Below are 14,301 nucleotides of genomic sequence, written 5' to 3'. Positions count from 1 at the left end.
GCGTCGCACGGCGCGGATCCGCTGCTATGGTGAAAAGAGCAGTGCGCAGCGCGCGCACGCACGGGAGATGCCGTTGATCGAGCGAAAAGAAGGACCGCTGGAACACGCAATCGAAGGCGCGTGGAGCGGTCATGTGGATGTATCCGGCAGCCGCGTCGCACTGGTGTTGCATGTAGATGCCGCGGAAGACGGTGGCTGGTCGGTACACGCGGATTTCCCGCAGTTGCACCGCAGCGGAATGCCGTTCACCGAGGTGTCGCTGGTCGGCGGCGAGCTGCGCTTCCGCAGCCGTTCGCTCGGCGTGTTCGCGGGGCGCCTGAGCGACGGTGGCGGGCAACTTGCCGGCGTGCTCGTCGACGGCAACGCCGTGCGACCGGTCACGTTCCACCGCGGGGTCGCCGCACCCGTCGCGCCGGAGCGACCGCAACTTCCCGTGGCGCCGTTCCCGTACGAAGTCGAAGACGTCTTCATCGAGGGCGTTGGTGGTCGCCTTGCCGGCACGCTGACGAAGCCTCGCGCAACGCCGCGTGCACTCGCGCTGCTGGTACCGGGCTCGGGCGCGATGGATCGCGACGAGACCGTGTTCGGCCACAAGCCCTTCCTCGTGCTTGCAGATCATCTCGCGCGCCACGGCTACGCAAGCCTGCGCCTGGACGATCGCGGTGTCGGTGCATCGACCGGCGACCGCTCCGCGATCACGGTGCGCGACGAAGCGGACGACACGCGCGCCGCGTTCGACTGGTTGTCGACGCGCGCCAATCTCGCCGGCGTGCCGATCGGGCTGCTCGGCCACAGCATGGGTTGCACCGTTGCGAGCATCGTCGCCGGCGAACGGCCGCGGGTCGCCTTCCTCGTGACGATGGCGGCAGCCGGCGCACCGCTCGCCGACGTGCTGGCCGAACGTGAGGGGGATTCCTTGCGCCGGCTCGGCTTCGGCGATGCGGCGATCGAGCGCCACCGGGCGTTCGCTCTCGCCGTGTTCGCGATGTTGCGCGATGACGCGACACTGATCGACGGCGCGGCACTCGATGCGTGCGCGGTGCGCTTCGACGCGGTGGCTTCGATGCGCGCGCTGGGCACGCAGACGTGGATCGCGCGCTACAACGAGGCGTGGTTCCGCTCCGCGTTGCAGCTCGAACCGGCGCGCCTGTTCGCGTCGTTGCGCATGCCCGTGCTGGCGATCAACGGCAGCCTCGACCGTCAGGTGCCGTGCGGCAACCTCGAAGCGATCGCGCGCGCGTTCGCCGCTACCGGTCATCGCGACGTCGAGACGATCGAGCTCGCCGGCCTCAACCACCTGCTGCAGACCTGCACCACCGGCGAGGCATACGAATACCCGATCATCGAGGAGACGTTCGCGCCGCGCGCTCTCGGCGCGATTCGTCATTGGCTCGATGCACGCTTTCCCCCGGCGACCGCGTGAACACCCGTCGTGCGCCGTGAACGCTCAGGACTTCAGGGCGCCGGATGCCTTTGCAATGTGCGTCGCGATCGCGTCCATCAGCGGCGGGTTGAGGCAGTCGTACGGCTCGAGGCCGAGTTCCCTGAGGCGGCCGCGTACCGCGTCCATGTTGCCGGGGTCTGCACCGGATTCGATGATCGACGACACGAACGCGGCAAAGCCTGGCGCCGACCAGCCATCCTGGGACGACAGTTCGGTGTGGATGAAGTCGAGGCCATGGAACGGATGGGCCTTGTTCTCGATGCGGCCGATCATGTGCGTGCCGCAGTCCCTGCATGCGTGGCGCTGGATCGCGGCCTTCTCGTCGACGATCTTCAGCTTGTCCGCGTTCGCGCTGATCCTGACCTTGTCGCGCGGCACCACGGCAACCATCGAGAACAGCGCGCCAGCCGGCTTCCAGCACTTCGTGCAACCGCAGACATGATTGTGCGCGCTCTGCGCCCCGACTTCGACGGTGACCGGGTTGCTTGCACATTTGCAGCTCAGCGTGCCGCCTGCAAAATTCGGGTCGCCTTTCCGGACGCCGCCATCGACGGATGGATGGATCGAGACAGTCATGACCATTGCCTCCCGGTTAGAAGTACGGCCAAGGACGGCCGCGGTTGGACCACCCGGGAGTCGCAGCGCCAGTGAAGATCGCGCTTGCCAGATCGCGGCGCTCCCGGATGGATCGCACTAGTAAACAATCACGGAACGGATCACCTTGCCTTCGTGCATGAGATCGAACGCGTGATTGATCTGCTCCAGCGGCAGTTCCGCCGACACGAATTCATCGATCTTGAGTTCTCCGCTCATGTAGCGATCGACGTAACCGGGCAACTGCGAGCGCCCCTTGACGCCGCCGAACGCCGAGCCGCGCCAGACACGACCGGTCACCAGCTGGAACGGTCGCGTCGATATCTCCTGGCCGGCGCCGGCGACGCCGATGATGATCGACTCGCCCCAGCCCTTGTGGCAGCACTCGAGTGCCGAACGCATGACGTTGACGTTGCCGATGCATTCGAACGAATAGTCGACGCCGCCATCGGTGAGTTCGACGATCACCTGCTGGATCGGCGTGTCCTTGAAGCCTTTGGGGTTGATGCAGTCGGTCGCGCCGAGCTGCTTCGCCATCACGAATTTGTCGGGGTTCGTGTCGACCGCGAGGATGCGCGAAGCCTTCGCCATCACCGCGCCCTGGATCACCGACATGCCGATGCCGCCGAGGCCGAACACGGCGACGCTCGACCCGGGCGTGACCTTCGCGGTATTCAGCACCGCGCCGATGCCGGTCGTGATGCCGCAGCCGAGCAGGCAGACCTTCTCGAGCGGCGCCGCGGAGTTGATCTTCGCGAGTGCGATCTCCGGCAACACCGTGTACTCGGAGAATGTGCTCGTGCCCATGTAGTGCAGGATCGGCTTGCCGTTGAGCGAGAAACGCGAGCTGCCGTCGGGCATCAGGCCCTTGCCCTGCGTCGCGCGGATCGCCTGGCAGAGATTGGTCTTGCCCGACAGACAGAATTTGCACTGGCCGCATTCGGGCGTGTACAGCGGGATCACGTGATCGCCGGGCTTGAGCGAAGTCACGCCTGCGCCGACTTCCTCGACGATGCCCCCGCCTTCGTGGCCGAGGATGACCGGGAACAGACCTTCCGGATCGGCGCCCGAGAGCGTGAACGCGTCGGTGTGGCAGACGCCGGTTGCGACGATGCGCACGAGCACTTCGCCCGCGCGTGGTCCTTCGAGATCGACCTGCTCGATCAACAGGGGCTTGCCGGCTTCGAACGCGACGGCGGCGCGGGTCTTCATCGGGTCAGTCTCCTCGCGGTTTCGATGACGGGATAACCACGCCCCACGGCAGCTCGCCGACCGCAATCTCGGCGACCACCGCGAGCTTGCCGGTGTCGATGACACTGACGCTGTTGGAGCGGCCGTTGGCGACGTAGAGCTTCTTCCCGTCCGGGGTCAACGCCATGTTCCACGGGCGTTTGCCGACGCTGATTTCGCGGATCACGACATGGCTTGCGACGTCGATGACGCTGACGCTGCCACTGCCGTTGGCAACGTAGACGCGCTGGCCGTTCGGCGCGGCGCTGACGCCGGCGGCGCGCTCGGCGGTGGCGATCGTGAGCACCTTGGTGCGCGCGCCGAAGTCGATCAGGTCGACGCCGTTCGCGCTTTCCTGTGCGACGTAGAGCATCTGCGAATGCGGCAGGAAGGCCGCGCCGCGCGGATGGCCGGCGGTCGCGATCGTGTCGATCGAACTGCGCGTGGCGAGGTCGATCACGTCGAGGTCGCTGGAGCCTTCGTTGCTGGTGACGAGGAACGCGCCGTCCGGCGAGAACTCGCAGTGTTCGGGGTTGCGCCCGCGGACCTTGATGCGTGCGCCGATCGTGAACGTCGCGGCGTTGACCAGCAGCACCTGGTGCTGGCCCTCGGCGCAAACCGCGAGGGTCTTGCCATCCGGCGCGAGGCGAACGCCCTCGGCATCGGCGCCGATCGCGACCGTGTGCAGCATGCGGTCGGTGGCAATATCGACGGCCAGCAATTGTTCGTGCCCGGCATCGACGACATACAGCGTGGTGCCACGCGCATCGACGTCGATCGCCTGCACGCGGTCGCCCAGCTTGCCTTGCGCGGTCAGCGTGCGCACCAGCGTGTCGCCGGCGGTGTCGATGACCGAGATCGAACCACTCTTCTGGTTCGGCACATAGGCGAAAGGTGCGGCTGCGGCGGTGGCGGCAGTCACGGCGCCGAGCAGCGCACAGGCGAAGCGGGTGTATGGCAGGAGCGACATGGGTGACCGGCGCGGCGCAGGGAATGCCAACGATACGCCAAGCGTGGCCCGGAGCGCAGGGGAAACGAACCAAAGCCATTCCCCCCGGGCGCAGGCCGAACCAAAACCGTTCGCCCTGAGCGCAGGCCGCAGGCCGGAGTCGAAGGGGCCGTTGGGTGTGACGACGGCGTTTCGACTTCGCTCGCTCTCGCTCGCTGCGCTCAACGCGAACGGTTTGGGTAAGGTCCTCGCGTGCCCGTGAATGGTCTGGGGGCGTTTACCGCGGATCCACGCAAGGCGGTTCGCCCTGAGCGCAGGCGCGGGGCGCCGGAGTCGAGGGTCGCGAGGCGTTTCGGCTTCTCTTGCTGCCGCTCAACGCAACCGGTTCGGGGGATCGAGCTGGTGCACGCCATCGACCTCGACCAGCAGCTCGCTGCGGCAGATGTCTCCGCCGAGCAGGAGCAGGCCGCCGAGTCCCGGCAATCGCGCGTGCAGAACGTCGGCGACATGCGCGGCATCGGCCTCGTGCCGCACGTACGCCTTGAGCAGGCTGCGCGTGCCGAGGGCCGCGTTGGAGGCGCCGGCCTGTTGCAGCAGGCTGTCGAGGTTCGCCAGCGTTTCGTCGAGCTGGGCATCGAGATCGCCGGCGTGGCGCGAGGCATGCCCGACCACGGCCGCGGTGCCGGAGATCAGCAATTGGTCGACGCCGCTGCGCATGCCGCGCGCGAATGTCGGTGCGGTCGGTCCGTACTGGCGCGGGTAGCGCCAAGCACTGACCTGGCGCGGGTTCTCCACCGGTGTGCCCGGATGGCGCGCGGCGAGTCCGTAGATCTGCAGCGTGCGCACGCCGTCGTGACGGCCGATCGCGGTTGCCGCCGGATAGCGGGTCGGCACGTGTGCGTTCATGCCGCGCGCGCGACCGTCGCAGAAGCGCCGATAGCGCTCGTCGTCGCCGTCACCGAGATTGATCGCATCGAGGTAGTTCCACAGGCGCAGCACGTGTGGCGTCTCGCGCGCGGCGAGGAAGGTGCCGATGCAGGCATACGCCTGTTCGGCGGCTGCGTCGATGCCGCCGCAGGCGGCCTCGTCGAGCTCGATCGCGAAGTACACGTGTTCGCCGTCGCTGCTCCAGCGCAACTCGCCGTCGCGGCCGCTGTGCACCGGCGCGCGGCCGCGCCAGACTTCGAGCAGGGTTTTCGAAAGCGGTTCGAGGCCGACGCGCAGCACGCGCGGGTCGGGCGATCGCGGTCCCGAGCTGCCGAAGCCGATCACCGCCAGCACGTCGTCCGCCGCGAGCAGCGCGGCGAGTTCGCCGTGCTCATAGCGGATCGAGAGCGCCGCCGCGGGTGCGGCGGAGGGATTCAGCGCGGTCGACATCGGTGCGGCAGGCGTCCTGGAAGTCGCGCACGGGCCGCGCAACGGGGCGCGGATGATACACTGGAGGGCCCATTGCCGCCCGAAAGTCCGAGCGATCCAACGCCCATGAACGTGAATGCCAGCGCCACCGCCCAGACCCCGGCCGAGAATGAACTTGCCCGATTGATCGTCGACAGCCTCAACATCGACTGGGTCAAGCCCGACGCGATAGCGCCGGACGCGCAGCTGTTCGGCGGCGACCTCGGCCTCGACTCGATCGACGCGCTCGAACTCGCACTCGCCGTGTCGAAGCGCTACGGATTCCAGTTGCGCTCGGACAACCCGGACAACCGCAACATCTTCGGCAGCCTGCGCGCACTGGCCGCGCATATCGAGCAGCACAAGAGCCGGGACTAGGGATTGCGGATTCGAGGTTCCGAACAGCGCGCCGGGTGCGCGCAATCGCGACTCTTCCGAACTCGCCCGCGGGTCTGAACAGGCTTCACGCCGGATCCACCGGCGTATTGCCGCCGCTGAATGCGACCTTCGCCTGACGCCTCCGCTCGAGCAGCTCGCCGAGCCAGCGGCGCAGGTCGCGCACGCCGTAGCAGGCGTAGACGAACTTGAACAGCTTCAGCTTGCGCATCACGAGCGGGTTGTCGAACACGTCGCCGGCGAGCATCGAGATCACGCCCTGTTCCAGCTGCCACTGGTTGCCCGGGTGCGCGAACAGGTGGCGCATCACCGGCGAGTTGAAGCGGTAGATGAACCACGAGAACACGCGCACGCCACGCCGGATGCGCTTCTCGAACGCGGCCTGCAGAGCGGCTTCACGCGCCGGCTGTTCGAGGATCGCGCCGACCAGCGCGGCAGCCTGCTTGCCGCTGTGCATGGCGAGGTAGACGCCCGACGAAAACACCGGGTCGACGAAGGCCCACGCGTCGCCGACCATGACCCAGCCCGGCCCGTGCATGCGCTCGCACGTGTAGGAATAGTTGCCGGTCACGCGCACGTCCGAAACGATCCGCGCCTGTTGCATGCGGCGCTGTGCATCGGGCATCGACGCGAGCGTCGCCAGCAGGAACTCCTCGTTGCGACCGCGGCGCTGCTTGAGGTATTCGGGGCGGCACACGCAGCCGATGCTCATGACGCCTTCGCGCAGCGGGATGAACCAGCACCAGCCGTGCTCGAAGTTGTAGATGCTGATGTTGCCGGCGTCGTCGCCCGGGCGCGCCTCCACTCCCGTGAAGTGGGCGAAGATCGCCGCGCTCTGGTGCGCGTCGTTCTTGCGCTTGAGCTTGAGCGCGTTGCCGAGCAGGGTGTCGCGCCCGCTTGCGTCGACCAGATACTTCGCGCGTATCGTCAGCGCCGCGCCGGCTGCGTCCTTGGCGTGTGCGACGACCTGGCCGACCCCGCCGAGATCCACCTTCTCGACCTTGACGTTCTCGCGCGCGTCGACGCCGCTGGCGCGCGCGTGCTCGAACAGCATCTGGTCGAATTCCTCGCGCTTGACCTGGAACGCGTGCGGCGGTGTGCTGCCGAGCGAGCGGCGGAAGTGGAAGGTCTGGTAGTTGCCGTCCTGCGACGGGAAATCCGCGCCGAGCTTCAGCACGCCGAGGGCGCGCACCTTGTCCATCACGCCGAGCGCGTCGAGGATCGGCAGGTTCGCCGGCAGCAGCGACTCGCCGATGTGGAAGCGCGGATGGCGATCCTTCTCCAGCTGCACCACGCGCAGGCCCTGCTTGCACAGCAGGGTCGCCGCGGTCGAACCGCCCGGACCCCCACCGACCACCAGCACGTCGCACTCGATCGCATTTTCCGTCGCCTGCACTGCGGACTCCTCGCGCCATTCCGGGAAAACCCGCGCCACGGACGCGGGCGGGGAGCCGCACATCGCATAGACGCGGCGCGTGCATGGTACATTTCCGCTGCTTCCCGAACACCCTCGGCTTTCGCCCGTTGAATTCCGTGACACTCCCCGCACCCGCCGATCCGAGCACGCCGTCGAAGCGACGCTCGCGCGTGCTCATAGCCGGCGTGCTCGCCTACTTCGTGCTGGCGACGTGGGCATCGTCCGGCGGATTCGGCTGGCTCGCCGCATTCGCGCTGCTCGTGCTGGTCGGAGCGCTGCTGTCGCCGGCACTGCGCCGGCGCAGCGTCGCCGCCTGGGGTGTCGTTGCGGCTGCCACGCTTGCGCTCGGGCTGCTTGCAGCGAGCGGCGAAGGACTGCTTGCGCTCGACGCGCTGCCGATCCTCGTCAATGCAGCGTTGTGCGTCCTGTTCGCCGGCACGCTGCGCCGCGGGCGCGAGCCCTTGATTGCTCGCTTCATCGCGATCCTCGAAGGGCGCGATCGGCTCGCGCTGCCGGGCGTCGCCGCCTATGCGCGCAACCTGACCCGGGTCTGGGCGGTGCTGCTCGGCCTGCAGGCGTGTTTGCTCGGCGTGATCTTCTGCCTCGCGCCGGGTGGCCTGTTCGCCGCGTTCGGCTGGCCGCTGCCGGCGTTGTTCGCGCTGCCGGGCTGGCGCCTGTATCTGCATGTCGGCGGCTATGCGCTGGTGCCGCTGGTGCTGGTGATCGAATACGCATTCCGCCGCTGGCACCTGCGCGGGATCGAACATCCTTCGTTGCCGCACTTCATCGCGCGGGTCGTGCAGCGCTGGCCGGCCCTGCTGCACAGCCTCGCCGCCGACGCCACGCAGAGTCCACGATGAGCGCGCGCATCCGCATCGAGGTGGACCACCCGAGCCTGCCCGGGCACTTCCCCGGCAATCCGGTCGTACCCGGCGTGGTCCTGCTCGACCGCGTCGCCCAGGCGCTCGCGCGTGATGCCGGCGGGACGATCGCGCGCATTCGCGTGGTCAAATTCCATGCGCCGCTGCTGCCCTGCGAGGACGCCGAGCTGTCGATCGAGCGCGACGACCAGCGTGCGCGCTTCCGCATCGAGCGTGCCGGCCAGCCACTCCTCAGCGGCGAGGCGGAGCTCGCATGAGCGAACACTGGAGCAAGCGGCGCGAGGGCGGCGGCCGCTTCGCGATCTGGTTGATCCGCACGATCGGCCTCAAGTGCGGACGTGGCGTCGCGCGCCTTTGCCTGTTGCCGATCACCTTGTACTTCTACTTCCGTCGTCCGTACGAGCGGCGCGTCTCGTATGCGTTCCTCGAACGCGCGACCGGCCGGCGCGCGAACGCGTGGCAGGTGTTGCGCCACATCCACCGCTTCGCCGGCACGATCCTCGACCGCGTGTTCCTGCTCGCGGAACGCCATGCGCGCTTCGACGTGCGCGTGCATGGCCTCGACGAGCTGACCTCGCGCATGCGCGCGGACCGCGGCGTGCTCCTGCTCGGCGCCCACGTCGGCAGCTTCGAGGTGCTGCGCGTGGCCGCCGCCGAGCGCCCCGACGTCCAGGTGCGCGTCGTGCTCGACACGCAGAAGACCCCGGCGCTGACCCAGCTGCTGCACGCGCTGAACCCGGAAATCGGCCGCAACGTCATCGATGCGTCGCGCCCCGGCACCGAGATCGTGCTGGCGTTGTCCGAAGCGCTCGCCGGTGGCGCACTCGCGACCCTGCTCGCCGATCGCGCGCGCGAACACGAGGCGACCCTGCTCGCCGATTTCCTCGGCGCGCCGGCGCCGTTCCCGACCGCGCCGTTCCTGCTTGGCGCGATCCTCAAGGTGCCGATCGTGCTGTGCCTTGGCATGTATCGCGGCGGCAACCGCTACGATTTGTACTTCGAGCCGCTTGCGGACGAACTCGTGTTGCCGCGGCGCGAGCGCGAGGCCGGCCTGCGCGCGGTGGTGCAGCGCTATGCGGAGCGGCTCGAACACCATGTGCGGCAGGATCCCTACAACTGGTTCAACTGGCATGACTTCTGGAATCTCGAAGGGCGCGGCGTGGAGCCTGCTGCTGGCCGGCGCGCTGTGCCTGCCGTCGCCGTCGCGCGCGACCTCGCCTGAAACGGCGCTGGATGCCGCAACGCTCGTCGCCGCGCTCAAGCGCGAGGCGCCGGCGCGCACCGCCTATGCCGAAGTGCGGTTCTCGGGCCTGCTCGAACGCCCGCTGATCCTGCACGGCGAACTCGAATATCTCGGCCCCGGCCAGCTCGGCAAGCGCGTCGACGCGCCGTACCGGGAGCAGACGAAAGTCGCCAACGGCGAGGCGAGCGTGCAGCGCGGTTCGCGCGCACCTCGCACGTTCTCGCTCGGCCAGGCGCCAGAACTCGAGGGATTCCTGCGTGGCTTCGCCGCCCTGCTCGGTGGCGACGCGGCCGCGCTCGCGCGCGACTTCACGCTCGCCGCGAGCGGCCGCATGGGTGCGTGGCGACTGGTGCTGACGCCGCGCGACGCACGCCTTGCACGTCGCGTCCGCGCGATCACCGTCGACGGCAGCGGCGACACGCCGCTGTGCTTCCGCACCGAGGAAGCGGACGGCGATGTCAGCGTGCTGCTGGTCGACCGCCTCGCCGCGGCCAAGCTCGCGGTGCAGGTATCGCAACCCCAGGTCGATGCGCTGTGCCGCGGCATCGAAGCGAAATGAGCATCGACGCTTCCCGGGTTCCTCAGCCCTCCAGCAGGCCATCACGGCAGAAGCCGCTCCTGCGGCACGAGGGCAGCGCGTGACGCCACGCCTCGGCCGCTGGTCATTGCTCGCCGCGTGGCTGCTCGCACTCGCCGCGCTCGCGGCGTTCGCATTTCATTCGCTGCGCATCAGCACCGACCTGCGCAGTTTCATGCCGCCGCCGCGGACGCCGGACCAGCAACTGCTGATGGAGCAGATCGGCGAGGGACCGGGTTCGCGCCTGTTGCTGCTCGCGATCGAGGGCGGGCCGGAAACGCAACGGGCCGAACTCAGCCGCGGACTGGTGGCAGCGCTGCACGCCGACGCGCATTTCGAGCAGGCGATCAACGGTGCATTCGACCCGTCCACACTGGACGAAACGCTGCTGCCATACCGTTGGCTGCTGTCACCGACACTCGACACGCATGCACTCGATGCCGCTTACCTCGCCGAGCAACTCGATCAGCGCGTCGAGGATCTCGCGTCGCCAGCGGCGGCCCTGCTGAAACCGTTGCTGCCGCGTGATCCGACCCTGGAGACGTTGGCGCTTGCGGAACGCTGGTCGCCGCCAAAGCAACCCACGTTGCGCGACGGCGTCTGGTTCTCGTCCGACGGCGCCGCTTTGCTGCTTGCGCAGACCCGCGGCGCCGGTTTCGATCCGGCGGCGCAGGGCGCCGCGATCGATGCCTTGCAGACGGCATTCCGGGCGCTGCCTGGGGCCGACGCGGCGAAGCTGACGATCAGCGGACCGGGCTGGTTCACCGTGCTCATCAATGCGCAGACTCGCGCCGAGGCAGATCGCATCGGTGCGATCAGCACGCTCGGCTTCGTGCTGCTGCTGCTGTTCGCCTACCGGAGCCTGCCGTCGTTGCTGCTCGCCGGCCTGCCGGTGTTGAGCGGCGGTCTCGCCGGCGCCGCCGCGCTGGCGCTCGGGTTCGGCAGCGCGCACGGCATCACGCTTGCATTCGGCTTCACCCTGCTCGGCGTCGCGCAGGAATATCCGATCCGCGTGCTCAGCCATCGGCGTGCCGGCGAGGACGCGCTCGCAAGCGTGCGCGCACTCTGGCCGCTGCTCGCCACCGCGATCGCCTCGGCCGCGATCGCCTATCTCGCGTTCTTCGCCTCCGGGGTGAGCGGCCTGCAGCAGCTTGCGGTGTTCACCATTGCCGGCCTGCTCGCCGCTGGCCTTACCACGCGATACCTGTTGCCGCGCGTGTTGCCCATACGTTTCCGCGACGTCGCCGAAACGCCCGGCCTCGCACGCGCCGCGCGGGCGCTCGACGCGCTGCCGCGACCGCGCTGGTTGCCATGGCTGCTCGCGGCACTCGGACTGGTCGTGCTGTGGCGCGCACCCGGGCCGATGTGGGAGAACGATCTCGCCGCCCTCACGCCGGTGCCGCAGGACCTGCTGCTGCGCGATGCGAAGCTGCGCGGCGAACTCGGTGCGCCGGATGTGCGCTACCTGCTGGTGCTGGGCGCACCCGACGCGGACGGCGTGCTCGCGTTGTCCGAATCGCTCGAAGCGCGCGTCGCCGAGCTGGTGCACGCCGGCGCGCTCGATGCGGCCGAATTGCCGAGCCGCTACCTGCCGAGCCTCGCGACGCAGCGCGCGCGTCAGGTCAAGTTGCCCGATCGCGCGATGCTCGCGGCCGCGCTCGCCGAAGCGGAGCGTGGCCTGCCGTTCCGCAACGGCCTGTTCGATCCATTCCTCGCCGATGTCGAAACCGCGCGCGGCCTCGCACCGCTCGGCGCGGCGGAGTTCGCAAAGTCGCCGCTTGGCGGACGTCTTGCCTCGATGCTGGTGTCGCGCAGCGACGGCTGGCTCGGGCTCGCGACGCTGTCCGGCGTGCATGATGCCGAGGCGCTCGCGCGCTTTGCCGACGCGAGTGGCGGGCGTGTGCGCCTGCTTGACCTCAAGGGCGCTTCCGAATCGCTGGTCGTCGCCTATCGCGAGCGCATCCTGCGCGCGCTCGGCATCGCGCTGGGGCTGCTTGCGCTGACCGTAGTGATCGCGCTGCGCAGCGTGCGGCGTGCCTGGCACGTGCTCGCGCCGATGTCGCTCGCGACCTTGCTGGTGATCGTGGCCGAACGCGGCAGCGGCCTGTCGTTGTCGCTGTTCCACCTCGTCGCGGTCACGCTCGCCGCCGGGCTCGGCCTGCACTACGCGCTGTTCTTCGAGCGACCGGTCGCGGACGCCGCGGAAGCTCGCCGCACGCTGCACGCGACGCTGGTCTGCGTTCTGTCCGCGCTGCTCGTGTTCGGCCTGCAGGCATGGTCGTCGCTGCCGGTGTTGCGCGCGATCGGCCTCACCGTCGCGCTCGGCGTCGGTTTCCATTTCTGCCTGTCGATCCTGATGGCGCGGGGCAGCGGCCCGACCGGGCGCGCGGAGCCCGCAGGGCAACGGGAACAAGCCCACGCTGGACCTGGCGCATGACGTTGCCGAAGTCCGACTGGGCGAAGCTGATCCCGCACGCGGGATCGATGTGCCTGCTCGACGAGGTCGTCGCCTGGGATGCGACGTCGATCCACGCGCGCACCCAGTCGCATGGCGCGATCGACAATCCGCTGCGCAGCGACGATCGCCTGCGCGCGCTGCATCTGTGCGAGTACGGCGCGCAGGCGATGGCCGTGCATGGCGGCCTGCTCGCGCGTGCAGCGGGCGGCACCGCCGCGCCGGGCTACCTGGTATCGCTGCGCGACGTCGATCTGCGCGTCGCGCGCGTCGACGATCTCGCTGGCCTGCTCGACGTGCACGCCGAGCGTCTGCTCGGTGGCGAAGGTTCCTGGCAATACGCGTTCCGCGTCGAGCATGCCGGCGCGCTGATCGCCAGCGGGCGGGCGGCGGTCATCGTCACGACGCGTGCCTGAGACGGCGACGCAGCACGACCGCGTCGCGGTCGTGCTGCATGTCGCCTCTCGCCATGGAGGTTACAGCGTGCAACCCGCCGGTACCGGACCGAGCCGGGTGAGATCGAGAGTTCCGCTGAGGCCCGCATTGGGACCCGCGGTGAACGTGTAGGTCATCGTCGCGCTGCTGCAGCTTTGCCAGGTGAGGTTGGCGCTGCCGACGGGCGCGGTGGTGGTGGTCGCGTGCTGGTCGAACACGCCGCCGGTGCTCTCGAAGATGCCGACGTTGGTCAGCGTGGAGAAGCCCGCCGGGATCGCGGCCTGCAGCGTGTACCAGTGCTGGCCGGCGCCACCGGCGTTCTGGCCGGCATTGGCGAGGAAGGTGTACCAGGCGGCGAAGAAGACGCCTTGCGGTGGATTGAAGTCCATCACCAGGCCCTGTCCGCTGGTGCCGAGATCGGCCCATGCGCCGGAGCGCAGGTAGGCGCCGCCACCGGTATTGGTGCCGTCGGCGGAGCAGTTGACGTTGGCGAGCAGGCGCGTCAGCGGAATCGTGCCGCTGCGGCCGCTGCCGTCGCTGAAGGTGTAGGCGAGCGAGCCGTGGGTGCAGTCGTCGAAGTGCATGACCGCCTGGCCGACCGCAGCGGTGCTGCTGGCCTGGTTGCTGTCGAACGCTCCGCCCTGGGTCTGGTAGATCGGCATGGTCGCGCTGTCGTCGTTGCTGCTGACGTCGCCCTGCACGGTGTACCAGCGCTGGCCGCCGGCGGCGCTGACGTCGTAGGTGAACCAGCCGCCGAACAGCGAGCCGCGGCCGGGCGCGACGAGGTCGGGCCACACGGTCAGGACCACACCCTGCGAATCGGTCGCGGCATTCGCCCACGAGCCGCTGAGGCCGTGCTGGTTGGGATTGAACGTGCTTGCCGGCGCGTCCTCGACCTCGATCGACCCGACCATGCCCATGCCGGCATGTACTTCGCAGCGATAGCCGACGCCACCAGCGGTGTTGAACGTGATGGAGTTGCTCCAGGCCGAGGCGCTCGGGGTGCCGTCGCCACCGGCGACGCCATCGCAGCCGCGTGCGCAGCGGAACGACCCGTTGTCCGCGACGACGTTGTGGAAGCCGCCCGCATTCGTGAACGTGACCGTGTCGCCGACATGGATCGTCAGCGACGAGGGCACGAAGCGATTGCTCGTCACGGACACGTTGAAGGTGGCTGCCGTGGCCGGAACGGCGAGGCAGGCGAGGAGGAGGAACGCGATCAGGATGCGGGTGAACATGAAGACTCCGGGTGGCTGCGGCGTATCGCTACGGCGTAGGTACCCGA

General features: G+C 68.9%; 14 protein-coding genes. 8 read left to right on the top strand and 6 right to left on the bottom strand.

The features are described 5' to 3' along the window. Nucleotides 1-73 precede the first annotated feature (73 nt). Complete coding sequence (locus ACILRJ_RS01385) at nt 74-1,423, top strand: alpha/beta hydrolase (protein ID WP_395679604.1); 1,350 nt, start codon at nt 74-76, stop codon at nt 1,421-1,423. A gap of 24 nt (nt 1,424-1,447) precedes the next feature. Here ACILRJ_RS01385 and gfa read toward each other — a convergent pair whose 3' ends face one another. From gfa to ACILRJ_RS01365, 4 genes are all read right to left on the bottom strand, one after another. Beyond that, complete coding sequence (gfa, locus tag ACILRJ_RS01380) at nt 1,448-2,026, bottom strand: S-(hydroxymethyl)glutathione synthase (RefSeq protein ID WP_395679602.1); 579 nt, start codon at nt 2,024-2,026, stop codon at nt 1,448-1,450. 111 nt (nt 2,027-2,137) lie between these two features. After that, nucleotides 2,138-3,250 (bottom strand): S-(hydroxymethyl)glutathione dehydrogenase/class III alcohol dehydrogenase, encoded by a 1,113-nt coding sequence (locus tag ACILRJ_RS01375; protein WP_395679600.1) that lies wholly within the window; start codon nt 3,248-3,250, stop codon nt 2,138-2,140. 4 nt (nt 3,251-3,254) lie between these two features. Next, nucleotides 3,255-4,238 (bottom strand): beta-propeller fold lactonase family protein, encoded by a 984-nt coding sequence (locus tag ACILRJ_RS01370; RefSeq protein ID WP_395679598.1) that lies wholly within the window; start codon nt 4,236-4,238, stop codon nt 3,255-3,257. Nucleotides 4,239-4,589: 351 nt separating this feature from the next. Continuing rightward, entirely contained in the window at nt 4,590-5,594 is a 1,005-nt protein-coding gene (locus ACILRJ_RS01365) for a pteridine-dependent deoxygenase (RefSeq protein WP_395679596.1), read from the bottom strand. 105 nt (nt 5,595-5,699) lie between these two features. Between ACILRJ_RS01365 and ACILRJ_RS01360 the strand changes: the two genes are divergently transcribed. Then, a complete protein-coding gene (locus ACILRJ_RS01360) occupies nt 5,700-5,990 on the top strand; it encodes a phosphopantetheine-binding protein (RefSeq protein WP_395679594.1) in 291 nt (96 codons plus the stop codon). Nucleotides 5,991-6,075: 85 nt separating this feature from the next. On the opposite strand, the gene ACILRJ_RS01355 is transcribed toward ACILRJ_RS01360, so the two are convergent. Continuing rightward, nucleotides 6,076-7,371 carry an NAD(P)/FAD-dependent oxidoreductase gene (locus tag ACILRJ_RS01355; protein ID WP_395680750.1) on the bottom strand — a complete coding sequence of 432 codons (1,296 nt, stop codon included), beginning with the start codon at nt 7,369-7,371 and terminating at the stop codon, nt 6,076-6,078. A 170-nt stretch (nt 7,372-7,541) separates the two neighbouring features. Here ACILRJ_RS01355 and ACILRJ_RS01350 point away from each other — a divergent pair, with 170 nt between their 5' ends. From ACILRJ_RS01350 to ACILRJ_RS01325, 6 genes are all read left to right on the top strand, one after another. Beyond that, nucleotides 7,542-8,285, top strand: coding sequence for a xanthomonadin biosynthesis protein (locus ACILRJ_RS01350; protein ID WP_395679592.1), 744 nt, complete (start codon nt 7,542-7,544; stop codon nt 8,283-8,285). After that, nucleotides 8,282-8,563: a hydroxymyristoyl-ACP dehydratase gene (locus tag ACILRJ_RS01345; RefSeq protein WP_395679590.1), complete on the top strand. Its 282-nt coding sequence runs from the start codon at nt 8,282-8,284 to the stop codon at nt 8,561-8,563. Before ACILRJ_RS01350 ends, ACILRJ_RS01345 begins: the two co-directional genes overlap by 4 nt. Beyond that, on the top strand, nt 8,560-9,528 hold the full coding sequence (locus tag ACILRJ_RS01340; RefSeq protein WP_395679588.1) for an acyltransferase: 969 nt from the start codon (nt 8,560-8,562) through the stop codon (nt 9,526-9,528). The genes ACILRJ_RS01345 and ACILRJ_RS01340 overlap by 4 nt, the downstream gene beginning before the upstream one ends. Continuing rightward, entirely contained in the window at nt 9,437-10,108 is a 672-nt protein-coding gene (locus tag ACILRJ_RS01335; RefSeq protein ID WP_395679586.1) for a LolA-related protein, read from the top strand. Before ACILRJ_RS01340 ends, ACILRJ_RS01335 begins: the two co-directional genes overlap by 92 nt. Before the next feature lie 79 nt (nt 10,109-10,187). Further along, the gene (locus ACILRJ_RS01330; RefSeq protein ID WP_395679585.1) at nt 10,188-12,563 is read left to right on the top strand and encodes an MMPL family transporter; all 2,376 of its coding nucleotides are present in this window, start codon (nt 10,188-10,190) and stop codon (nt 12,561-12,563) included. Next, nucleotides 12,560-12,997 carry a phosphotransferase gene (locus ACILRJ_RS01325; RefSeq protein WP_395679584.1) on the top strand — a complete coding sequence of 146 codons (438 nt, stop codon included), beginning with the start codon at nt 12,560-12,562 and terminating at the stop codon, nt 12,995-12,997. Before ACILRJ_RS01330 ends, ACILRJ_RS01325 begins: the two co-directional genes overlap by 4 nt. A 60-nt stretch (nt 12,998-13,057) precedes the next feature. Here ACILRJ_RS01325 and ACILRJ_RS01320 read toward each other — a convergent pair whose 3' ends face one another. After that, entirely contained in the window at nt 13,058-14,254 is a 1,197-nt protein-coding gene (locus ACILRJ_RS01320) for a plastocyanin/azurin family copper-binding protein (RefSeq protein WP_395679583.1), read from the bottom strand. Between the last annotated feature and the right edge of the window lie 47 nt (nt 14,255-14,301).

It is taken from the genome of Dokdonella sp. (assembly GCF_044227025.1).
GTDB lineage: Bacteria > Pseudomonadota > Gammaproteobacteria > Xanthomonadales > Rhodanobacteraceae > Dokdonella_A.
Note: the sequence above shows the minus strand (reverse complement) of the source record. Positions and strands in the feature narration are given on the sequence as shown.

Bases quoted from the DNA above. Each gene is read 5' to 3' on its own strand.
- ACILRJ_RS01325 (WP_395679584.1), top strand. From the start codon at position 12,560: ATGACGTTGCCGAAGTCCGACTGGGCGAAGCTGATCCCGCACGCGGGA.
- ACILRJ_RS01345 (WP_395679590.1), top strand. From the start codon at position 8,282: ATGAGCGCGCGCATCCGCATCGAGGTGGACCACCCGAGCCTGCCCGGG.
- ACILRJ_RS01335 (WP_395679586.1), top strand. From the start codon at position 9,437: ATGACTTCTGGAATCTCGAAGGGCGCGGCGTGGAGCCTGCTGCTGGCC.
- ACILRJ_RS01360 (WP_395679594.1), top strand. From the start codon at position 5,700: ATGAACGTGAATGCCAGCGCCACCGCCCAGACCCCGGCCGAGAATGAA.
- ACILRJ_RS01365 (WP_395679596.1), bottom strand. From the start codon at position 5,594: ATGTCGACCGCGCTGAATCCCTCCGCCGCACCCGCGGCGGCGCTCTCG.
- ACILRJ_RS01370 (WP_395679598.1), bottom strand. From the start codon at position 4,238: ATGTCGCTCCTGCCATACACCCGCTTCGCCTGTGCGCTGCTCGGCGCC.
- ACILRJ_RS01320 (WP_395679583.1), bottom strand. From the start codon at position 14,254: ATGTTCACCCGCATCCTGATCGCGTTCCTCCTCCTCGCCTGCCTCGCC.
- ACILRJ_RS01340 (WP_395679588.1), top strand. From the start codon at position 8,560: ATGAGCGAACACTGGAGCAAGCGGCGCGAGGGCGGCGGCCGCTTCGCG.
- ACILRJ_RS01375 (WP_395679600.1), bottom strand. From the start codon at position 3,250: ATGAAGACCCGCGCCGCCGTCGCGTTCGAAGCCGGCAAGCCCCTGTTG.
- gfa (WP_395679602.1), bottom strand. From the start codon at position 2,026: ATGGTCATGACTGTCTCGATCCATCCATCCGTCGATGGCGGCGTCCGG.